General features: G+C 63.8%; 14 protein-coding genes. 9 read left to right on the forward strand and 5 right to left on the reverse strand.

Annotation, left to right across the window (positions count from 1 at the left end; genetic code table 11):
- Positions 1 to 121 precede the first annotated feature (121 nt).
- Positions 122 to 769, forward strand: a complete 648-nt coding sequence (locus EZV60_RS01760) for a transglycosylase SLT domain-containing protein (RefSeq protein ID WP_135501524.1) — start codon at positions 122 to 124, stop codon at positions 767 to 769.
- Here EZV60_RS01760 and pepN read toward each other — a convergent pair.
- The gene (gene pepN / locus EZV60_RS01765; RefSeq protein WP_135501526.1) at positions 766 to 3,318 is read right to left on the reverse strand and encodes an aminopeptidase N; all 2,553 of its coding nucleotides are present in this window, start codon (positions 3,316 to 3,318) and stop codon (positions 766 to 768) included. The genes EZV60_RS01760 and pepN overlap by 4 nt on opposite strands.
- Before the next feature lie 133 nt (positions 3,319 to 3,451).
- On the opposite strand from pepN, the gene EZV60_RS01770 reads away from it, so the two are divergent.
- The 3 genes from EZV60_RS01770 to EZV60_RS01780 all read left to right on the forward strand — a co-directional run bounded on the left by EZV60_RS01770 (position 3,452) and on the right by EZV60_RS01780 (position 5,284).
- Entirely contained in the window at positions 3,452 to 3,649 is a 198-nt protein-coding gene (locus tag EZV60_RS01770) for a hypothetical protein (RefSeq protein WP_135501528.1), read from the forward strand.
- 236 nt (positions 3,650 to 3,885) lie between these two features.
- A complete protein-coding gene (locus EZV60_RS01775; protein ID WP_135501530.1) occupies positions 3,886 to 4,662 on the forward strand; it encodes a gamma-glutamyl-gamma-aminobutyrate hydrolase family protein in 777 nt (258 codons plus the stop codon).
- A gap of 79 nt (positions 4,663 to 4,741) precedes the next feature.
- Complete coding sequence (locus EZV60_RS01780) at positions 4,742 to 5,284, forward strand: flavodoxin domain-containing protein (RefSeq protein ID WP_135501531.1); 543 nt, start codon at positions 4,742 to 4,744, stop codon at positions 5,282 to 5,284.
- Here the strand turns inward: EZV60_RS01780 and EZV60_RS01785 are convergent.
- The 4 genes from EZV60_RS01785 to EZV60_RS01800 all read right to left on the reverse strand — a co-directional run bounded on the left by EZV60_RS01785 (position 5,281) and on the right by EZV60_RS01800 (position 14,511).
- Complete coding sequence (locus EZV60_RS01785) at positions 5,281 to 10,023, reverse strand: Hint domain-containing protein (protein ID WP_135501533.1); 4,743 nt, start codon at positions 10,021 to 10,023, stop codon at positions 5,281 to 5,283. The two genes, EZV60_RS01780 and EZV60_RS01785, sit on opposite strands and share 4 nt — an antisense overlap.
- A gap of 203 nt (positions 10,024 to 10,226) precedes the next feature.
- On the reverse strand, positions 10,227 to 13,142 hold the full coding sequence (locus EZV60_RS01790) for a Hint domain-containing protein (RefSeq protein WP_135501535.1): 2,916 nt from the start codon (positions 13,140 to 13,142) through the stop codon (positions 10,227 to 10,229).
- A gap of 257 nt (positions 13,143 to 13,399) precedes the next feature.
- Complete coding sequence (locus EZV60_RS01795; RefSeq protein ID WP_135502178.1) at positions 13,400 to 13,759, reverse strand: MmcQ/YjbR family DNA-binding protein; 360 nt, start codon at positions 13,757 to 13,759, stop codon at positions 13,400 to 13,402.
- Positions 13,760 to 13,761: 2 nt separating this feature from the next.
- Entirely contained in the window at positions 13,762 to 14,511 is a 750-nt protein-coding gene (locus EZV60_RS01800) for an SDR family NAD(P)-dependent oxidoreductase (protein WP_135501537.1), read from the reverse strand.
- A gap of 131 nt (positions 14,512 to 14,642) precedes the next feature.
- On the opposite strand from EZV60_RS01800, the gene EZV60_RS01805 reads away from it, so the two are divergent.
- From EZV60_RS01805 to EZV60_RS01825, 5 genes are all read left to right on the forward strand, one after another.
- Positions 14,643 to 15,587, forward strand: a complete 945-nt coding sequence (locus tag EZV60_RS01805) for an MBL fold metallo-hydrolase (protein ID WP_135501539.1) — start codon at positions 14,643 to 14,645, stop codon at positions 15,585 to 15,587.
- A 55-nt stretch (positions 15,588 to 15,642) separates the two neighbouring features.
- Positions 15,643 to 16,092 (forward strand): methyltransferase family protein, encoded by a 450-nt coding sequence (locus EZV60_RS01810; protein ID WP_135502180.1) that lies wholly within the window; start codon positions 15,643 to 15,645, stop codon positions 16,090 to 16,092.
- A 139-nt stretch (positions 16,093 to 16,231) separates the two neighbouring features.
- Positions 16,232 to 17,815, forward strand: a complete 1,584-nt coding sequence (locus tag EZV60_RS01815) for a Re/Si-specific NAD(P)(+) transhydrogenase subunit alpha (protein ID WP_135501541.1) — start codon at positions 16,232 to 16,234, stop codon at positions 17,813 to 17,815.
- Between the two features lie 14 nt (positions 17,816 to 17,829).
- On the forward strand, positions 17,830 to 19,263 hold the full coding sequence (locus EZV60_RS01820; RefSeq protein ID WP_135501543.1) for an NAD(P)(+) transhydrogenase (Re/Si-specific) subunit beta: 1,434 nt from the start codon (positions 17,830 to 17,832) through the stop codon (positions 19,261 to 19,263).
- Between the two features lie 307 nt (positions 19,264 to 19,570).
- Complete coding sequence (locus EZV60_RS01825) at positions 19,571 to 20,266, forward strand: hypothetical protein (RefSeq protein ID WP_135501545.1); 696 nt, start codon at positions 19,571 to 19,573, stop codon at positions 20,264 to 20,266.
- Positions 20,267 to 20,444 lie beyond the last annotated feature (178 nt).

The following is a 20,444-nucleotide window of genomic DNA, read 5'->3' on the forward strand; positions in this document are numbered from 1 at the left end:
ACTGCTTCCGTTCTGGTCCGCCTTTCCGGCCAAAAAGCGGCAAGCCTGCGGAGACTCGGGGGAATTTCGCCCACGATCCGGACAGATTGATTAACCGGCGAAACCGGCGCATGATGGCGCGATGCTGCGGATCGCTCTTTTTCTTGCGCTGCTTGTCCTGCCCGTGCCGGTCCTTGCGACCGGCGACGCGCCGGAGATGGCTCCGCTCACCCCGCCCGGGCGCGAGGCCAACCTGCCTCGCACCCGCTGGGAACATGTGCCGGGCTCACGGCTCTGGACCCGCGCGGCGCTGTCCGCGCTCAAGGAACACGGACGCGCGCTGCCCGCCACCGTGCCGCGCGACATCGCCGAATGGTGCCCGGCCTATCCTTCGGCCTCACCGGCACAGCGCCGCGCTTTCTGGGTGGGTTTCCTGTCGGCGCTGGTCAAACATGAAAGCACCTATCGCAGCCACGCCGTGGGCGGGGGCGGGCGCTGGTTCGGCCTGACCCAGATCCAGCCCTCGACAGCGCGCGGCTATGGCTGTCGCGCACGCAGCGGCGATGCGCTCAAGCACGCACCCGACAATCTAAGCTGCGCCCTCAGGATCATGGCCCGCACCGTCACGCGCGACGGCGTGGTATCGCGCGGCATGCGCGGCGTCGCGGCCGACTGGGGCCCGCTGCACAACAGCCGCAAGCGCCGGGACATGATGGCGTGGACCCGCAAGCAGACCTATTGCAAGCCGCTCTCCTCGGTCCGGCCGCGTCCGCGCCCCGAAAGAGGCTAGGCGCCCCGTATGCGGCTGACCATTTCGGTCGTGTCGCGGCTGAGCCCGGGCGAGGCAAGAATCCGGTCCAGTTCCGCCCCGATCTGCGCCTGCCGTCCGGCATCGTAGCGCTTCCACGTCTCGAAGGCCGTGCTCATTCGCGCCGTGGTCTGCGGATTGAGCGGATCGAGCTTGATCAGCCAATCCGCCAAGAGGGCATACCCGCGCCCTGACACATGGTGAAATCCCGCCGAATTCATCGCCAGCGCCCCCAGCGTGGCGCGGAACCGGTTGGGGTTTTTCATGGTGAAGTCGGGGTGCCGGGTCAGATGCTCGGTCACCTCCGCGGCCTTGTCGGGCGTCGCTTGCACGATCTGCAGCATGAACCACTTGTCCATCACCAGCCGGTCGTCCTTCCACTGGTCGTAAAAGGCCTCTGTCGCCGCCGCACCGCGCTCGGCCTGCAAAAGGCAGGAAAACGCCGCCAGTTGCTGGGTCATGTTGCCTGCCGCATCGTACTGCGCCTGCGCCGCCGCGCCCCCATCCAGCCGCGTGATTATCCCCAGCGCCGCGTTGGCCAGTGCCCGCGCGCCCGACTGCGCGGCGTCGGGACGATAAGCCTCGGTCACCTGGAACTGCGCGTAAAGCCGCATCGCCACGTCCTGCATCTTTTCGGCCATGGCGTGGCGCAGCGTTTCCAGCGCTTCCCAGATCGCCTGCGGGTCGGGCGTGTCGCCCGCATCGTGCAGCACCTGCGCGAGGTCGTCCTGGCTGGGCAGGCCCAGCGCCAGCGCGCGGAACGCCGGATCAAGGCTTTCGTCCTGCACCATAGCGAGGATCGCGTCGAGAAACGCCTCGTCCGCAGGCGCGCTGTCGCGGATCATCCGCAAAAGCCCCGCCCGGGCCAGCGCGCGCCCGGCCTCCCACTTGTTGAAGGGGTCGGTGTCATGGGCCAGCAGAAAGGCCCGCTCGGCGTCCGAGGTCTCACGCTCCAGGATCACCGGGGCGGAAAAGCCGCGCAGGATCGACGGTATAGGCCGCGCGCCCAGACCCTCGAACCGAAAGCTCTGCCGCGCCTCGGTCATTTCCAGCACCTGGGTGTCCCGCACTTCGTCGCCATTGGGTCCGATCAGCCCCACGGCAATGGGGATCACGCGCGGCGGTTTGTCGTCCTGTCCCGGCGTGGGCGGCGTCATCTGCTCGAATTCCAGGGTAAAGGTGCCGTCCTCCCACCGTTCCGAAACCTTGAGGCGCGGCGTGCCCGCATCCTCGTACCAGCGCTTGAACTGGCTCAGATCGCGCCCCGTGGCGTCCTCGAACACCTTCAGCCAGTCCTCGATCGTCGCCGCATCCCCGTCATGACGCTCGAAATAGAGATCGAGCGCGGCCTTGTAGCCGTCGTCGCCCACAAGGATCTTGAGCATCCGGATAAGCTCCGCCCCCTTTTCATAGACGGTCGCGGTGTAGAAATTATTGATCTCGACAAAGCTTTGCGGGCGCACCGGATGCGCCAGCGGGCCGTTATCCTCGCGGAACTGCCGCGCGCGCAGCGCGATGACGTCCGAGATCCGCTTGACCGGCTCCGAGCGCATGTCCGACGTGAACTCGGAATCGCGAAAGACCGTCAGCCCTTCCTTGAGGCAGAGCTGGAACCAGTCGCGGCAGGTGATGCGGTTGCCGGTCCAGTTGTGGAAATATTCATGGGCGATGATCGCCTCGATCCGCTCGAAATTGGCATCCGTGCTGGTCTCGGGGCTGGCCAGAACGCAGGAAGAATTGAAGATGTTCAACCCCTTGTTCTCCATCGCGCCCATGTTGAAATCGTCGACGGCGACGATGTTGAAAAGGTCGAGATCGTATTCCCGGCCATAAACCTCTTCGTCCCATTTCATCGACGCGATCAGGCTTTCCATGCCCCAGGCGCATTTGCCCTCGTCCCCGGGCCGCACCCAGATGTTCAGCTCCACGTCTTTGCCCGACTTGGTGGTGAACTGTCCTGGATGATTGACCAGCTCTCCGGCCACCAGCGCAAAGAGGTAGGCCGGTTTGGGCCAGGGGTCATGCCATTCCGCAAAGCCTTCGCCCGCGTCGCCCGGATTGCCATTCGACAACAGCACCGGCAGATCGCCCTCGATCCGCACGTCAAAGGGCGCCATCACGTCGGGGCGGTCGGGATAATAGGTGATCTTGCGAAACCCCTCGGCTTCGCATTGGGTGCAATACATGCCCGAGGACATGTAAAGCCCTTCCAGCGCGGTGTTGGCCGACGGGTTGATCTCGACCTCCGCCTCAAAGGTGAACGGCCCCTCGGGCACGTCACAGCGCAGACCCTGCGCGTCGATCTCGGGCGTGATCTCTGCGCCGTTCACCGCCGCCCGAATAAGCCGCAGGTCCTCGCCGTGCAAAAAGAAGTCACGGCTTTGTGACGCCGGATTGGGACGGAAGTCTATCTTACTGATAACGCGTGTTTTTTCAGGGTCCAGCCTGAAGGTCAGATGAACCTTGTCCACCAGGTACGGTGGCGGCGTGTAGTCCGCGAGATAAATCGTCTGCGGCGCGGCGTCTTTCATGCCCGGCGTCTCCCGTGTTGCGCATTCGGCGAAAGCCTAGGGCCAAGACGCCCTGTCTGCAACGCGGCATCCCGCCGGGTCCGGCGCCGCAAGAGATCGAACGACCGAAATGACTGAAATGAAGGAGACTTATATGTCCGCCCCCGACACCAACACGCAGACCGAACTGCATCGGCACAAGCCTGTCATCTCGATGCTGCGCGCCGTGATGGCCTTTGCCGCCGTGCTGTTTCTCGGGCTCATCATCTGGACGTTCGCCAAGGGCCAGGAACCCCGCGACGCGGCGGTCAAGATCGACGGGCGCACCGGCGCCGAGGTGGTGGTCGAGTGACCGCCAACCGGTATCCCGGGCGGGCAGGGTGTGCTGACGGCAGGCACATCCGTCGCACCGGGATGTTCCGGTCCGAGGCAGACGTTACCGTGCCGCCGCCCGCGCCTCAATTTTAGGCGGCAAGCCGTTTCCGCAGGTGCATAGACCCTGCGCGGAGAGCTTAAATATTGTGCGCAATTTCACATTTTCTTATGTATAGGGCGGCATACATACTGCGGTGTCGCAAAGGAGATCACATGATACGGCCGGTCATCGGCATTCTCGGCAACAGCCACGAAGTGGAAGGGCGCTACCCGCTGCGCGCCGGCGGCGATATGTGTTCTGACGCCATCGCCAACGCGTCGGGCTGTCTTCCGCTGATCGTCCCCGCGGATCCGGCTTTCGTTTCTGTCGCGGAGCTGCTGGACACATGCGATGGCTTCCTGCTGCCCGGTGGGCGGCCCAATGTGCACCCCGAAGAATACGGCGATGCCGAGACCGAGGCGCATGGCGCGTTCGACCGCGCCCGCGACGCCATCGCGCTGCCGCTTGTGCGCGCGTGCCTTGAGCGTGGCCAGCCGTTTTTTGGCGTTTGCCGCGGCTTTCAGGAGGTCAATGTCGCCTTGGGCGGCACGCTTCACCCCGAAATCCGCGATCTGCCCGGCCGCGATAACCACCGCATGCCCCCGGATGGCACCTTGGAAGAGAAATTCGCGCTGCGCCATCCGGTGACCTTCACGCCTGGCGGTCCTTTCCATCGTCTGATGGGCACGACCGAGGTGATGACCAACACCCTGCACGGGCAGGGTATCGTCGAACCGGGGCGGGGCGTGGTGATCGATGGCCGCGCACCCGATGGCACACCCGAGGCGATCTATATCAAGGATGCGCCGGGCTTTGCGCTCTCGGTGCAATGGCATCCCGAATGGAAGGCGCCCGAGGACCCGGTCAGCGCGAAACTTTTCGGCGCGTTCGGCGACGCCGCAAGGGCCTGGCAGGCCGGGCGCCGCGCGCCTGTGCTGAAATCCGCCTGACCGCCCGACCCAAGCAGGCTGCAGGCTTTGCCCGCTTCATTTCGTGCTATAATCCCTCGGCTCATCTGGCGGGACGACCATGACCTTTCTCATCGCGTATGCCACGACCGAAGGCCAGACCCGGCGCATCTGCCGGTTCTGCGCCGACCACCTGACCGGGCGCGGTCACTCGGTCGAACTTCTCGATGTCGACGCCGCCGATGGGCTTGACCCGGGCCGCTACGAAGCGGCGATCCTCGCGGCCTCGGTGCATCTGGGACGCTATCAGCCCCAGATGCACAGCTTCGCTGCCGCCCACGGCGCGGCGCTCTCGGCCCGTCCGGCGCTGTTTCTGGCGGTATCGCTGGCCGCGGCGGGCGACGACCCGGACGAACTGGCCGATCTCGACCGCATCGCGCAAACCTTCTGCGCCGAGACCGGCTTTTCGCCGGACCGCACGCTGCAGGTCGCCGGCGCGTTCCGCTTTACCGAGTACGATTTCTTCAAGGGTTGGGCCATGCGCTATATCGCGTCTGTGAAAGGACAGAAGATCGACCCCCACACCGATACCGAGTTCACCGACTGGGATGCGCTGCAACAGGCCCTTGACGCCTGGCTCGAAGGGATCGGCGCGCGGGCCTAGGCCCCGTTCGCTTCCATCAAAAGCTGCGCCTCGTGCTTCTTTAGGCAAAGTCGCGCGGTTTCAAGATGATGCCCCGGAGCGCTGCGTAGCTCGGAGAAGATCGCGAACAGCTCCTCGCGTGCGGCCGCCGAGATCGCCGTCAGCCCCATATCGCCGGCATGAAAGCTTTCCGTTGCGATGCCCTCGGCATAGATCACCTTATGATGGTCGAACATGAGATGAAGATAGGTGATCTCATCGCGCGGCTCCTTGACCACGTCGCGCCCGTCGACCAGATGCTTGGCGGGCACCAGAACTTCCGCATCGCCGAACAGAAGCTCGGCCCGGTAGCCGGTGAACAGGATCCGGTGCTGCGGCGACACCAAAAGCCCCTCGCGCCCCGTATCGACGGCCCGGGCCCCTACCCGGGTCGGCGTGAACCGACCGCGTCCGCGCACCGTGCGTCGGCCGATCCATCGGATCGGGCGCAGCCCCTCGTCGCGGGTCACCACCAGGTCACCGATCTGCAGCGTCTCGACCGGGCGCTCGCCCTGTCCGGTCAGGATGCGCGTGCCGGGGGTGAAGCAGATGATATTCTCCATCTCCCGGAAGGTGACCGACGTCCCGTCGGCCATGGTGAAGCTGCCCGAAAGACCGCCCCCTGCGCCAGGATCTGAATTGGTAAAGGTGATATCGCTATAGGCGACATCGGGGGTCAGGATCAGCGGGTCGCCAGCCGTCTCGCCGCCTTCGCCGCCGGCGATATCTATGGCGGCGTTGCCGGTGCCCGTCGTGTCCAGATCCTGCAGCCGGAACGTATCGTCGCCATCTCCCCCGCTGACGGTATCGCCCTGATCGACCGTGATCGTATCGTTGCCGCTTCCGCCGACGACGGTGTCGGACCCCTCTCCGCCATCGAGAACGTCACTTCCCGCGCCCCCGTCGAGGCTGTCGTCGCCGGCTCCTCCGGCGACGGTGTCGGCCCCGTCGCCGCCAGCAAGCGTATCCGCGCCGCCGCCGCCGATCAGGCTGTCATCCCCGCCGCCGCCCGACAGGGTGTCGGCACCCCCGCCCCCGTCGAACGTGTTGGCGAAACCGTCGCCGGTGATCGTGTCCGCCCCGGACGAGCCGATCACGTTCTCGATTCCGGTATAGGTGTCGCCCTCCGCCGCGCCGCCGCTGCCGGTGCCGGTCTCAAGATTCACGTCCACCGCTTCGGTCGAGGCGCTGTAATCCACCGTGTCGCTGTCCGCGCCGCCGTCGAAGGCGTCCGGGGTGGTGTCGGTCAGGCCACCGCTTGTGCCGATGTCGTTGAACTCCGCCAGCTCCTGCGGGGTGAGCGCCCGGTCATGAATACTGTATTCATCTATTTGGCCGTCGAAGTGATTGTTGTAGTCTCCGCCGTCGTCCTTGGCGCCAAGAACCTGGTTGTTGGTGCCACTCAGGCTCAGACCGGTGATAATGCCGTCCGCTTGAACGCCGTCGATATATAGCCGCAAAGCGCCGTTACCATAGGTCACCGATATCTGCGTCCAGGTCCCGACGCTTAGCGCTCCTGCGGCGCTCAGAGTGACAGAACTTCCACCCTCGAAGAACTCAAGATTGACGTCACCCGATCCGTTGGTGATGATCGTCATCCCCTCGGCCTCGGAATTCTCCGTCGTATCGAGGATATAACCGCCAAGCGTGTCGGGATTGACCCAGATTTGATAGGTGCCCTCGGGCGGAATGAGCGAATTGTCGTTTCCAATGACAATCTCGCTGTTCGATCCCGACAGATCCGCCGCCGACCCCGTTCCCGTCAGACCGGCCGTATTGAAGTTCACCCCGGCCCCGGCCGTGCCGTCATTCGCGCTGATGGAATCCGACGCCGTGGTACCGGCAGTCTCGGTAAAGCGCAGGTTGGTCACGCCATTCGTGTCGACGACCTGCTGACCGTAATCGACCGGTGTCGTCTCGGTGTCGTCCGCCGCGCTTACGATGGTGTCGTTGCCTGCGCCCGCGTCGACCGTATCGCGCCCTTCGCCCGGTGCGATGCTGTCATCGCCGCCGAACCCGAAAATGGCGTCGTCGTTGTCACCCTCGGCATTGTCAGCCGCATCCACGCGGTCGCCATCCGGGTCGCCCAGATACCCGTCGTCGATCGTATCGGCCCCACTGGTGCCTTCGACGATGAACTCACCCGTAGGGATCCCCATCGCAGCGAGCGCGTCCGCGTCGCTGACCTCCGCCGGGGCGATCCCCACAAGCGTGATCGTCTCGCCGTTCGGAAAACTCAGCAGCGCATTGCCGAAACCGTCGTCGCCCACCGTGACATCGGCGGTGGTCACCGAAATCCCGTCCGCGTCTGTCAGCCCCGACAGGTCAAGCTGGTCCTGGCCGGTAAAGGTGCCGTCGCCATTGTCGATCGTGCCCTCGAACCCCGAGACCGTATCGGCGCCGTCGCCGTCGGAAAAGACCACCGTATCGACCGCGCCGTCACCGGCGCCCACGTCGATGCTGTCATTGCCGCCGCGCCCTTCGATCGTATCGGCCCCTGCGCCGCCGCTCAGCGTATCATTGCCCGATCCGCCGGTCAGAGAATCGTTGCCGATCCCGCCCTCGGCTTGCGTCGAGGCGCTCGATGTGCGGGCGTCGAAGCGGTCGTCGCCATTGCTGAGCGTGAAGGCCTCGATCTCCGAAAAGGTCCCGCTGTCACCGTCATCGTCGGTATAGGTGCCCGCCTCATCGCCGGTGAACACGATATCGGCAGTATCGTCGGCCTGCTCGAAGGACAGCGTATCGTTGTCGGTTCCGCCTTCGCCGCCGATGATCGTGGAGGTGCCGTACCCGACATGAAAGAGATCCGCACCGTCCCCGCCCAGCAGCGTGTCATCGCCGGCTCCGCCGCGCAGGACGTCATTGCCGTCCAGCCCCTCGACCAGCACGCCCAGGCTGTCGTTACCCGCATCCAGCGTATCGTTCTGATCGGTAAGCCTGACAGCTTCGATCTCGCTGAAACTCAGCGTGTCGGCGCCGTCCGTGGCCGTGCCGATCTCATTGCCGGAATAGGTGGCCGAGATGCTTGTCGTCGCGAAAGAGAAATCGAGCGTGTCGCTGTCGCTGCCGGTGGTGACTGTCTCGCCGCCCACGATCGTGTCGGCACCGAACCCGTCCTCGACAAAGAACGTATCCGCGTCCGCGCCCCCAACCAGCGAATCCGCGTCGCCGCCCAGACCGCCGAAAACGATATCGGCCCCGTCGCCGCCAAGGATGGTGTCCGCACCCTCGTTGCCCACCAGCGTGTCGTCGCCGGCATCCCCGGCGATCTGGTCATCGCCGAAATTGCCGAGGATTGAATCCGCGTCCGCACCGCCCGAGACCGTGTCGTTGTCGAGCACGGCATCGATGGAGTCCGCACCGTCCCCGCCAAGGATGGAATCCGCGCCGCTGCCACCGTCGAGCGTGTCGTTCCCCGCGCCACCGCTCAGGGTGTCGTTGCCCGCCGACCCCCACAGGATATCCGCGCCGCCCGCGCCCGTAAGGCTGTCGTTCCCGTCGCCCCCCTCGAAGAGGTCCGTTGCGGCGCCGCCCAGCATCGTGTCGTCGCCGCTATTCGCGTTCACATATTGCGAGCCCGACAGAACCGCCGAGGTGTCTATGACATCGGCGTTGCCGGTGCCGAAGACCTGTTCAAAGCCCGTAAACGTGCCGCTGGCGGTGCCCGCGCCCAGATAGGCGTAGCTGCCGCTGCCTTGCGTCGTGCCGAAAACGACCGAGACGCCGTCGGGCGAGGGGCCCACGCCGAAGGCGAGAAAGTCCCCGGCGGCATCGTTGGTGCCGCCATCGATTGTATCGACCCCGTCATCCTGGTCGATGAACACGCCGTCCTGCCCGGCGCCGCCATCGATCAGGTCATTCCCGCTGCCGCCGTAAATCTGATCCGAGATGCCGTCGCCGCCAAGCAGCGTATCGTTTCCGGCGCCGCCGCGCAGCGTGTCGTTGCCGTCGCCCCCATCCAGGCTGTCGGCCCCGGCCTCGCCCCGCAGGAAATCCGCGCCGGTCCCGCCGAGAATGGTGTCGTCGCCGGCGCCCCCAAGCAAAGAGTCGTTCCCCGATCCGCCGTCGATCAGGTCTTCCCGCTCTCCCCCGTCGATGGTGTCGTTTCCGGCCTCACCGTAAAGCGTGTCATCCGAAAAGGATCCGCCGCTATCGGTAATGAGATCATCGCCATCGCCGCCGTAAACCGTGTCGCTGCGCGCCCCGGCGTCGATCGTATCGTTGCCGGCGCCGCCATGGATCGTTTCGGTGTTGCCGCCGCCGGTGCCGCTGTCGGTCAACAGGTCGTCGCCGTCACCCCCCGTAATCAGGTCACTGCCTTCGCCGCCCTCGACGGTGTCTGCGCCGGCCCCGGCATCGATCGTGTCGTTGCCCCCGGCGCCGTCGATATCGTCCGCGCCGCTGCCTGTCGTGATGGTTTCGGCGGCGGCGTCGCCGACGATGCGCTGATCGCCGTCTCCGAACAGCAGCGTCTCGAAGAAATCCCAGAGCGTGCCGCCGCCCAGCGTCGCGTCCGAGGCGCCGCCATATCCGGCTTCGCCCACCGTAAAGCTTGTCGTCCCGTCGGACAGGATGATCCGGCCGGTGTCCTTGTCGACATCGATGTCGAAATTCGGCGGCAGCGCCGAAAAGTCGAGCGTATGGCCGCCCGCGCTCTCGTTGATCGCCGCCCAGAAGGCGGGATCGTTCCCGTTCGCCGTTGTGACGACGTAAACCGTCATGCGTCACCCCGCGCACAGCCTTGCGGACGCGATGCGCGCATCACGCTCCGACCTTCGCAAAGCTCTGGTGTGTTTCGTGTCACTGCTCTTTCCTGCGCGTGGTTCTACAGCCCTTGCGTTCAGACGAGGTTAATTCGCGCAGAACAGCTGCAATTCGTAGGCGTCACCTCAGGGGTTCGGGGTGTTTGAGGACCGGCGGCGTGTCAGGCCGCGTGGTCCAACTGCGGCTGCATCGCGGCGACAAGACGCGCCTCATGCGGCTTGAGGCAGATCCGTGCGGTCGGGCCATAGCTCCAGGGGCTTGCGCGCAACTCGGGGAAGATGGCGAACATTTCTTCGCGCGACGGGTCGCTCAGCGCCTCAAGACCCACATCGCCCGCGTGGAAGCTCTCGGTCGCGGCGCCCTCGGCATAGACCACTTCGTGACGGTCCAGCATCATGTGGAAATAGGTGACCTTTTCGCGCTCCATGACCCGCACGTCGCGCCCGTCGACCAGGTGCTTCGCGGCCACCAGCACCTCGCTTTCGCCGAACAGAAGCTGCGCCTTGTAATCGGTGAAAAGAATGCGGTGCTGGGGCGAGACCAGAAGCGGGCGGCGCGCGCCGTCCATCACCGTCGAGTTGACCGCGATTGGCGCGAACTTGCCCCGGCCCGGAACGGTGCGGTGCCCGATCCAGCGAATGGGTTTCGGTCCGCTGTCGCGCGTCACCACCATGTCGCCAGGGCGCAGCGTCTCGATGGGCCGCTCGCCGTGGATCGTCAGGATGCGCGTGCCGGGCGTGAAACAGATGATATTCTCGATCTCCGAGAAGATGACGACCGTGCCGTCGCCCATCGTGAAATTGCCCGACAGCCCCCCATTGGCGTCGTCGGTATTGGTAAAGGTGATGTCGGCAAAGGTGACATCCGGCGTGAGTTGCAGAGTGTCGCCGGCGATCTCGCCGGTCTCGCCGCCGACGATGTCGATCGTGCCCGCGCCCGCCTCACCAAGATCGCTCAGCACGAAAAGATCGTCCCCGGCGCCGCCATCGGCGCTGTCGCCCTGGGCGAGATACATCTCGTCGTCGCCAAGCCCGCCAAAAATCATGTCGGCGCCCAAACCGCCGATAATCGTGTCATTGCCCCCGTTGGCATAGATCACATCATCGTCGGCGCCGCCGTCGATGCTGTCATTTCCGGCCGCGTCAATCAGACTTATCGTGTCGAAATGAATATCCGAGATATTGGCGACCTGACCGGCGGTGCCGCCATTCTGATAGATGATTGCGATTTGCGACACCGGCCCCGCGATCTCGACCAGCGCCGAGCCCTCCGGATCCGGCAAGCTCGACCCGCCGTCGGCGGCTGTGATCGTATTTCCCGACACCGTGTCGGCGCCTGCAGGTGTGATCGTAACGTCGACCGGATTGCCGAAGGCGTCGAACGCGTTGATCGTGATGATATCACGCCAGCCGCCCTGGTCGATCTCGTCGAGACGGAACGAGACATTCACCACCTCGTCGCGCACATCCGAATTCGTGGAATCGAAATCGATGGTGACGGTCGAGGTGTCGGTCGTTGTTCCGTCGCCCGCCAGCGCGGCGGAAGAGGTAGGGTTAAAAGGCTCCCCGGCCTCGGTATAGATCGTGTCGGTCGACTCGATAGTAAAACCGGTGCCGCCACCGTCATCCGTATAGGTGACCGTTACATCGATATCGCCGGTACTTTGGGTGAATCCGCCCGCAACGCTGGATTCGTCCGCGCCCTGCGCGCTCCAGTTGAGGGACGCCGAGCCCTGGATACGGATAATCGCATCGCTGTCGCCAACGATGGTGTCCGCGCCTGACCCGCCAAGAAGTGTGTCGTCGCCGCCCTCGCCGTAGATTTCGTCGTCGCCTTCGCCGCCGTCGATGCTGTCGTTACCAGGCAGTCCCGGCCCCACGGCATAATCCGCGTCAAGACGGTTTGCTCCAATCAGAGCGGCATCGTTGTTCACAGCGTTGAGCGAGATCGACTCGATCGGCTGGCTGGTCAGCAGCGCGTTATCCGCGTTGTTAGTCAGCTCCGGCACCATGAATATTTCGCCGGTCGTGGTCTGGATCACCACGGCCGTAAAGGCACCGGAACTGCCATCGGTAAAGGTCACCGTGGCGTCATAGACCAGGCCGGAATCGATCTGGTAGGTGACGCCGTCGATGACGATGTTCTCGGGCGTGGCGCCGTTGTCGTCGTCGTTGACCGCACCGCTGCCATCAGTGTCAAAGGTCTGGGCATCCAGAATATTACGGTAAAGCTCATCGCCCGCACCGCCGTAGGTGCCGATGAGATCGGCGGCGTTTTCCGACGCGGTGTTCGTCTCGGTCGGGTCCACATCCGCCGCGGAGCCGAGCGAGATAACCGTGAACGAACTGCCAACCGTGTTGCTGCCGCCGACGGTGCCGCCTTCCTGCGGGTCGCTGTCGCCCCAGATCGTATCGTTTCCCGCACCGCCCAGGATCGTGTCATTCCCAGAGCCGCCATAGACGAGGTCATCCTCCAGCCCCGCCACGACCGAGTCGTTGCCCGCATTGGCAAAGATCGTATCCTCATTGCCGGTAGGCCCTGTGCCATCGCCGCCATCGGCCACGTCGCCCTCGGGGTCGTCGGCATAGGACCCGTCGATTGTGTCGTCGCCAGTCGTCCCGCTGACCTCCAGGTCCGTGTAATCCTCTGAAGAAAACGCCGGATCGCCGGTGGTTACATTGGGGTTGCTGTCATAGGCCACGACTTCGTAAGTCCGCCCTGAGACAAGCGGGACCTCCGACAGCAGGTAATCGCCGGCTGCCGCGCCATTCTCCACGTCGAACTGGATCACTTCGAAGGTGAGACCCGTCACCGTGTCGCGCAGGGTCCAGACGAGTTCGGCGTCCACGTCCGAGCCGATTGAGGTATTGCCGCCGACCGTGACATCCGCTGTCGCGGTCTCGCCGCCCGCACTGTCGTCATCCAGCGTCAGGCCCTCGATGCCGGCCTCGTTGTCGGTGATCGTTGCGGTGCCGTCGGCAGTGGACGGACCAGTCCAGATAAAGGTGCTGCCAGTGCCGGTAGGGATCACTCCACCGGGATTGAAATTGTAAAAATCTACCGTGTACGTGGGCATCTGCCTGCTCCGGTCTTCCTCTGCTCAGGCCGGCGCTCTGACGGCACCTGGCCGCGTCAGCCCCCGCTTTACGTGATCGCGGACTGGCGTTTCCAATCTGGATACAGAGTGTTGATGGCGGCAAAACGCACACTTTCAGGCAACTTTTCGGTAAATTGGGGCGATACCGCGGCACTGTTGCGCGCCCGAACGAGGCAGCCCGAAAGGGCGGGAGTTTGGCCTGCAACAAAGGAAGAAGCAGGGCAGGGCGCTCTCGCCTAAGATTCGAATCCCAGCTCGTACCGTTTTTTCTTCGACAGCCCCGCAACCACCATGTCGAATGACATCACAACATGCTCTTTAAGCTGTTCGTCCGACAGGCCCGGGTCGTCGTGCACCTGCAGCCATTTGAGGCCGCGGGACGCCAGATAGGGCGCGGGCCTTATTCCCGGCTGGTCCGCCAGCACGTCGAAGGCCACGTCGCCCGCCTTGAACGTATAGGCGTCGCGCCCGTCGTTCCATCCGGCGATGGCGAAGACCTTGCCGCCGATCTTCCAGACATCCGCGCCGCCCCACTGCACCACGTGAGTGACCGGGCCAAGCCCGGCGCAATACGCGTTGAAGGCGTCGCGCGACAGCATCAGAACTGGCCGCCGGCGATCTCGATGGCCTGTCCGTTGACGCTGTCGGACCCCGGCCCGCAAAGCCAAAGCACCGCTGCTGCGACCTCCTCGGGGGCGATGAGCCGCCCGTGCTTGTTGGCGCCCACCATCATCTCGCGCGCCTCTCCGCGGCTGATGCCGGCGCGCTCCGCGATGGCCTTGGCGTTACGCGTCACGATTTCGGTGTCCACGTAGCCTGGGCAGACCGCATTGAAGGTGAAGGGCGTGCCGAGGTAATCTTCGCTCAATCCCCGGATCAGCCCGATCATCCCGTGTTTCGAGGCTGTATAGGCCGCCGCGCCCTTCAGCCCTTTAAGTCCGGCGATGGAGGACACGGCGATGACGCGACCCCACTCCGTCTTGCGCATCGAGCCAAGGCTTTCGCGCACCGTCCAGAACGCCCCGTCAAGGTTCGTCGCCATGATCCGACGCCAGAATTCCGTGTCGGTCTTGTGCAACGCGCGCCCCTCGGCGATGCCGGCATTCGGTACGCAGATCTGAACCGGGCCGCTATTGGCCACCGCTGCCGCGACGCCATCCTGCACACTTTCCTCGTCGGTTACATCCATCACCACATAGGTGATCCCGCCGCCCGACACCTCCTCCAGCACGCTCTCGCGCCGGCCCGTGATCGTCACCTGCGCGCCCGCATCCGCAAGCGCCCGCGCAATCGCAAGGCCGATCCCCGTGCCGCCGCCTGTCACCAACGCATGCTTGCCGTCCAGCATCCCTGCCAACTCCTTGACCTTGCATCACACCGTGACCCGCAGCGCAGGTCTTCGCAAGATGCAATAGGGCCCCTAGACATTCGCGATTCTGAATGCGTAAGCTTGCTTGGGAAAAGAGGAGGAGGACACCCATGAGACTCGCCCTGATCGCCGCGCTCGCGCTCGCTTCGCCCGCTCTGGCCTCCGAGGATATCGCCGACCAGTACCCGCAGTCCGAGCTCTACTCGAAGCCGGTGGAATTCATCCCGCATGTGTTCTCGGCCATCGGCGCCACCGCGCCTCCGACCTACGAAAACGCGGGCCATAACAACAACCTCAGCTTCATCGTCACCGGCGACGGGGTGGTCGTCGTCAACGGCGGCGCCTCCTACCGGCTGGCCAAGGCGCTCCATGATGAAATTCGCGAGGTGACAGATCAGCCGGTCAAGCTTGTGATCAATGAGAACGGGCAGGGCCATGCCATGCTCGGCAACTCCTACTGGGCCGAGCAGGGGGTCGATATCCTCGCTCATGTGGACGCCATCGAAGAGGTCGAGGCCGAGGGCGATTTCATCCTGCAGGGAATGGAACGCTACAATCGAGACAAGGCTGAGGGCACCACAGTCGTGCCCGCCAATCTCAGCTTCGAGGACGAAGAAATCATTCAGATGGGCAACGTGGAGATCCACGTGCTCCATCTCGGGCCCGCGCACGGGCCGGGCGACACGCAGGTCTGGATCCCTCAGTGGTCCATCGTGATCGCGGGCGACATCGCCTTTCACGAACGCATGCCGCCGATCTTTCCCGGCACCGACACCGACGCCTGGATCGACACCTTCGACGGCCCCTTCGCCGGGCTTGGCGCGACCTATGTGATCCCGGGGCACGGCCACCCGACGAACATGGCGCAGGTCACGCGCTATACCTCCGATTACCTCAAGGACCTTCGCGCCAAGATCGGCGCGCATATCGAGGCGGGCGGCGAGCTACTCGATGCCTATTACGTCGATCAGTCCAACTGGGCGCATCTCGACACGTTCGAGGAACTGGCCACCAAGAACGCCGGCCGCGTGTTCGAGGAAATGGAGTGGGAGTGACCGGTTTATCTGCGCTCTCCCGGCCCGACGCCTGCCACATCCCGGGCATGCCGTGCTGAAATGGATCGACATCCCGCCGATGTGGCTTCTGGCGGCGCTGATCCTCGCCTGGGCGCAGGCGACGCACCTGCCGCTGGGGCTGAGCTTCGGCGGCGTCTGGGCCGATTTCGCGGGTGGCCTTATTGTAGGCGCGGGGCTCTTGCTGGCGCTGCTGGCGCTATACGAGATGCGCCGCTATCGCACCACGCCGATCCCGCATCAGGAGGCGGACCGCCTCGTGACCACGGGCATCTTCTCGCGCTCGCGCAACCCGATCTATCTCGGGGATCTCATGATCCTCGCGGGTCTCATCCTGCGGTGGGACGCGGTTTTGTCGCTGCCGCTCCTGCCGCTTTTTCTCTGGGTGATCGAACGCCGCTTCGTCATCCCCGAGGAAAACCGCCTGCGCCGCAAGTTCCGCGCCGACTTTGCGCGCTATTGCCAGAAAACCCGCCGTTGGGTTTGACACCCTGCGACAATCGCTACATTCAAACTTCTGTCTAAGTGTGACATAAGCCGCGCCTGCACTATATACCGGCGGTGACCGTCCACCACTGCTACGTGAACCAAAAATAACCGCATCTAAGATACGGGGGATAAAGAACTTGAAGATCGGAACGCCAAAAGAAGTGCTCGAGGGCGAGCGCCGCGTCGCGATGACGCCGGACTCGGCCCTTCAGCTGCAAAAACTGGGGCATGAATGCGCCATCGAGTCCGGCGCCGGAGAGGCCGCGGGCTTTACCGACGCCGCCTACAAGGAGGCCGGTGTCGAGATCATCAAATCCGCGGCCGCCCTGTGGAAGGCCAGCGATGTTGTCGCCAAGGTGCGCATTCCTACCGACACCGAGATCAAGCGCCTGACCAAGGGCCAGACGCTGATCACCTATTTCAATCCCAGCGAAAACGAAGAGCAGCTCAAGATCGCCGCCGACAAGGGCTCGACGGTCGTGGCCATGGAAATGGTGCCGCGCATCAGCCGCGCCCAGAAGATGGACGCGCTCAGCTCGATGGCCAATATCGCGGGTTACCGCGCAGTGATCGAGGCCTCCAACAACTTCGGCCGTTTCTTCACCGGTCAGGTGACCGCAGCGGGCAAGGTGCCCCCGGCCAAGGTGCTGGTGGTCGGCGCGGGCGTCGCGGGTCTTGCCGCGATCGGCGCCTCGACCTCTCTGGGCGCGATCACCTATGCCTTCGACGTGCGTCCCGAAGTGGCCGAACAGATCGAGTCGATGGGGGCGGAATTCGTCTTCCTCGATTTCGAGGATACCGATGTTAAAGATGGTGCCGAAACAGGTGGTTACGCCGCGCCGTCCAGCCCGGAATTCCAGGAAAAGCAGCTCGAGAAGTTCCGCGAGATGGCGCCCGACATGGATATCGTCATCACCACCGCGCTCATCCCGGGCCGCCCCGCGCCCAAGCTCTGGACTAAGGATATGGTCGAGAGCATGAAGAACGGCTCGGTCATCGTCGACCTCGCCGCAGAGCGCGGCGGCAACTGCGAACTGACCCAGAAGGACGAGCGCATCGTCACCGACAATGGCGTGATCATCATCGGCTATACCGACTTCCCCAGTCGTATGGCACAGCAAAGCTCGTCGCTTTACGCCACCAACATCCGCCACATGCTGACCGATCTGACGCCCGAAAAGGACGGTAAGATCGTGCACGACATGGAAGATGACGTCATCCGTGGCGCGACCGTAACCCACGAGGGCGAGGTCACTTATCCGCCGCCAAAACCAAAGGTTCAGGCCATCGCGGCCCAGAAGCCCAAGGAAAAGAAAAAGGAACTGACGCCGGAAGAGAAGAAGGCGCAAGAACTGGCCGCGTTCAAGAAGCAGACCCGCAATCAGGTCACGCTTCTGGCCATCGGCGCGGCACTGGTGCTTGGCGTGGGCGCGATCCCGAACATGCCGGCCAGCTTCATGCAGCATTTCATCGTCTTCGTGCTCTCGGTCTTCATTGGGTTCCAGGTGATCTGGGGCGTGGCGCACAGCCTGCACACCCCGCTCATGGCCGTTACCAACGCGATCTCGTCGATCATCATCCTCGGCGCGCTGATCCAGATGGGATCCAGTTCGCTATTGGTCACGATCCTCGCGGCGTTGTCCGTCTTCATGGCCGCCATCAATATCTTCGGCGGCTTCCTCGTCACCCGGCGCATGCTCGCCATGTTCCAGAAATCTTAAGGGGGTAGAGGACAATGGAATTCGCATTCACAATTGCGGCCTACGCGGTCGCGGCAGTTCTCTTCATCCTGTCGCTTGGCGGTCTGTCCGGTCAGGAAAGCGCGAAACGCGCTGTCTGGTACGGCATCGTCGGCATGGCCATCGCGGTGCTCGCCACGATCTCCGGTCCCGGCGCGGGCCTGTGGTACATCTCGGTTGTCCTGATCGCGCTTGGCGCGGGCGTGGGCTATCAACTGGCCACCAAGGTTCAGATGACCCAGATGCCCGAGCTTGTGGCGATCATGCACAGCCTCGTGGGCCTCGCGGCGGTTTTCGTGGGCTTCAACGCAGACCTCACCATCCAGATGGTTGCGGCCGCAAAGGAAGCGGGCGAAGCGGTCGAGGGCGTTTTCGCCAATCTCGTCTACAAGAAGACTCCGGTTGAAATCGGCATCCTGCGCGTCGAGCTGGTGCTCGGCGTCTGGATCGGTGCCGTGACATTCACCGGCTCGGTCATCGCCTATGGCAAACTGGCCGGCAAGGTCGATTCAGCGGCCAAGAAGCTGCCCGGCGGGCATATCCTGAACGCCGGTGCGGCGCTTCTGTCGGTCGTGCTGATGTTCATGTACCTCTCGGACGTGGGCAGCTGGACGCTGATCGTGCTGACGCTGCTGGCGCTTTTCATCGGCTATCACCTGATCATGGGCATCGGCGGCGCCGACATGCCGGTCGTGGTCTCGATGCTCAACAGCTACTCAGGCTGGGCGGCTGCGGCCATCGGCTTCAGCTTGGGCAATGACCTGCTGATCGTCGTGGGCGCGCTCGTGGGCTCCTCGGGTGCGATCCTGAGCTACATCATGTGCAAGGCAATGAACCGGTCATTCATCTCGGTCATCCTCGGCGGCTTCGGCGGGTCCTCCGGCCCCGCGGCAGAGGTCGAGGGCGAGCAGGTGCCGATCGACGCCGACGGCGTGGCCAATGCCCTCAACGAGGCCGACAGCATCATCATCGTGCCGGGCTACGGCATGGCGGTGGCACAGGCTCAGCAGGCCGTGGCCGAGATGACCAAAAAGCTGCGCGACAAGGGCAAGGAGGTGCGCTTCGCCATCCACCCCGTCGCGGGCCGTCTTCCGGGCCACATGAACGTGCTTCTGGCTGAGGCCAAGGTACCCTACGACATCGTGCTGGAGATGGAAGAGATCAACGACGACTTCCCCGATACGGACGTGGTCATCGTGATCGGCTCGAACGACATCGTGAACCCCGCAGCCCAGGACGATCCCAACTCGCCCATCGCCGGCATGCCGGTGCTTGAAGTTTGGAAAGCCAAGCAGGTCTTCGTCTCGAAGCGCGGCCAGGGTGCTGGCTACTCGGGCATCGAGAACCCGCTCTTCTTCAAGGACAACACGCGGATGTTCTACGGCGACGCTAAGGACAGCGTGACAGCGCTTCTGTCCAAGATCGACTAGGCGCAGGTCAAGTAAATCGACGAAAAGCCCCGCCAGTCCGGTGGGGCTTTTTTTATCAACGGCAGCGTATCCACCGTGTGGAAAATCGGCGGCGCCCCGTGCTGAAAGCGAAAGCGCGTCGACCGATAGCTTTTCGAATCTCCATCCTGACCGGTCTCACGCCGCCTTGCCTCAGCGTCAGCGTTTGATGTGAATCAAGCGGAAGACATCGCAGGCGTGCCATTCTCCTGCTGCCGGAATTTCCCGCCGCCCCCTGCATCGACCCCGCAGGACCGGAAGGCAGGGCGGTACATCAAGGGGGGGCCATATGACACGACTTTCAAGCCGGGGAATTGTCTTGCTCGCGCTGACCGCCGCATGTCCGGCCAGCCCGGCGCTGACAGCAGAGCCGGTGCCATGCGACAGACCCGGAATTTTCGTGACGACCGATGATCCGGAACTGCACGATCGCACCTGCGCCGTTGCGTCTGCGGCCCTGCCGCGCTTCGAGGCATGCCATCTCAAGCAGTATCATCCGGTCAATTTCCACTTCAACGACGCCATCCTGCCGTCGAACCGTATCTGCCTGGGTCTTTATCATGCCGGCACGAACCAGGTCGAACTTCTGACGCCCGAGGCCTTTGGCGAAGCGCATCTGCAGTCCGAATTCTGTGAGGGCCTGTCCGAGGACGCGCATTTTGACAGCATCATCGTGCACGAACTGACCCATGCCCTGCTGGATCAGGTCCCGGGCGGAACAAGCCGGTATTTCGTGGATCAGGAATACATTGCCTACGCCATGCAGCTCGACCTGCTGCCTGAGGCCGAGCGCGCCACGATGCTGTCCGGCACAGAATTAGCCAAAGCGCCCGGTTTGGAACGGTTCAACGAACTCGTTCTGATGTTTTCGCCCTATACCTTCGCGGTTTCCGCCTGGCAGCATTTTTCGGAGCCCGGAAATGGTTGCGATTTCGTGGGGCAAATCGTGCGAAAGGAACAGACCTTTTGGCTGGATCCGAGTTGACGCAGCCGGAGGCCAGATTGCAGGCGATATCCGACAGGGCCGGCTCGCCCGAAGCTTCAGGAACGATTTGAATCCGGGCAGTAACGCGTTCCATCCAGCCAGAGCCTTGCTGCGTCACCCTATTCCATTGCAATGCCGCACCGCTTCGCTACGTTGCGGTGCAGAAACCCAAGGCCGC

The sequence above is a fragment of the Roseovarius aestuariivivens genome (assembly GCF_004761875.1).
In the GTDB taxonomy this organism is placed as follows: Bacteria; Pseudomonadota; Alphaproteobacteria; order Rhodobacterales; family Rhodobacteraceae; genus Roseovarius; species Roseovarius aestuariivivens.

Bases quoted from the DNA above. Each gene is read 5' to 3' on its own strand.
- EZV60_RS01760 (WP_135501524.1), top strand. From the start codon at position 122: ATGCTGCGGATCGCTCTTTTTCTTGCGCTGCTTGTCCTGCCCGTGCCG.
- pepN (WP_135501526.1), bottom strand. From the start codon at position 3,318: ATGAAAGACGCCGCGCCGCAGACGATTTATCTCGCGGACTACACGCCG.
- EZV60_RS01770 (WP_135501528.1), top strand. From the start codon at position 3,452: ATGTCCGCCCCCGACACCAACACGCAGACCGAACTGCATCGGCACAAG.
- EZV60_RS01775 (WP_135501530.1), top strand. From the start codon at position 3,886: ATGATACGGCCGGTCATCGGCATTCTCGGCAACAGCCACGAAGTGGAA.
- EZV60_RS01780 (WP_135501531.1), top strand. From the start codon at position 4,742: ATGACCTTTCTCATCGCGTATGCCACGACCGAAGGCCAGACCCGGCGC.
- EZV60_RS01785 (WP_135501533.1), bottom strand. From the start codon at position 10,023: ATGACGGTTTACGTCGTCACAACGGCGAACGGGAACGATCCCGCCTTC.
- EZV60_RS01790 (WP_135501535.1), bottom strand. From the start codon at position 13,142: ATGCCCACGTACACGGTAGATTTTTACAATTTCAATCCCGGTGGAGTG.
- EZV60_RS01800 (WP_135501537.1), bottom strand. From the start codon at position 14,511: ATGCTGGACGGCAAGCATGCGTTGGTGACAGGCGGCGGCACGGGGATC.
- EZV60_RS01805 (WP_135501539.1), top strand. From the start codon at position 14,643: ATGAGACTCGCCCTGATCGCCGCGCTCGCGCTCGCTTCGCCCGCTCTG.
- EZV60_RS01820 (WP_135501543.1), top strand. From the start codon at position 17,830: ATGGAATTCGCATTCACAATTGCGGCCTACGCGGTCGCGGCAGTTCTC.
- EZV60_RS01825 (WP_135501545.1), top strand. From the start codon at position 19,571: ATGACACGACTTTCAAGCCGGGGAATTGTCTTGCTCGCGCTGACCGCC.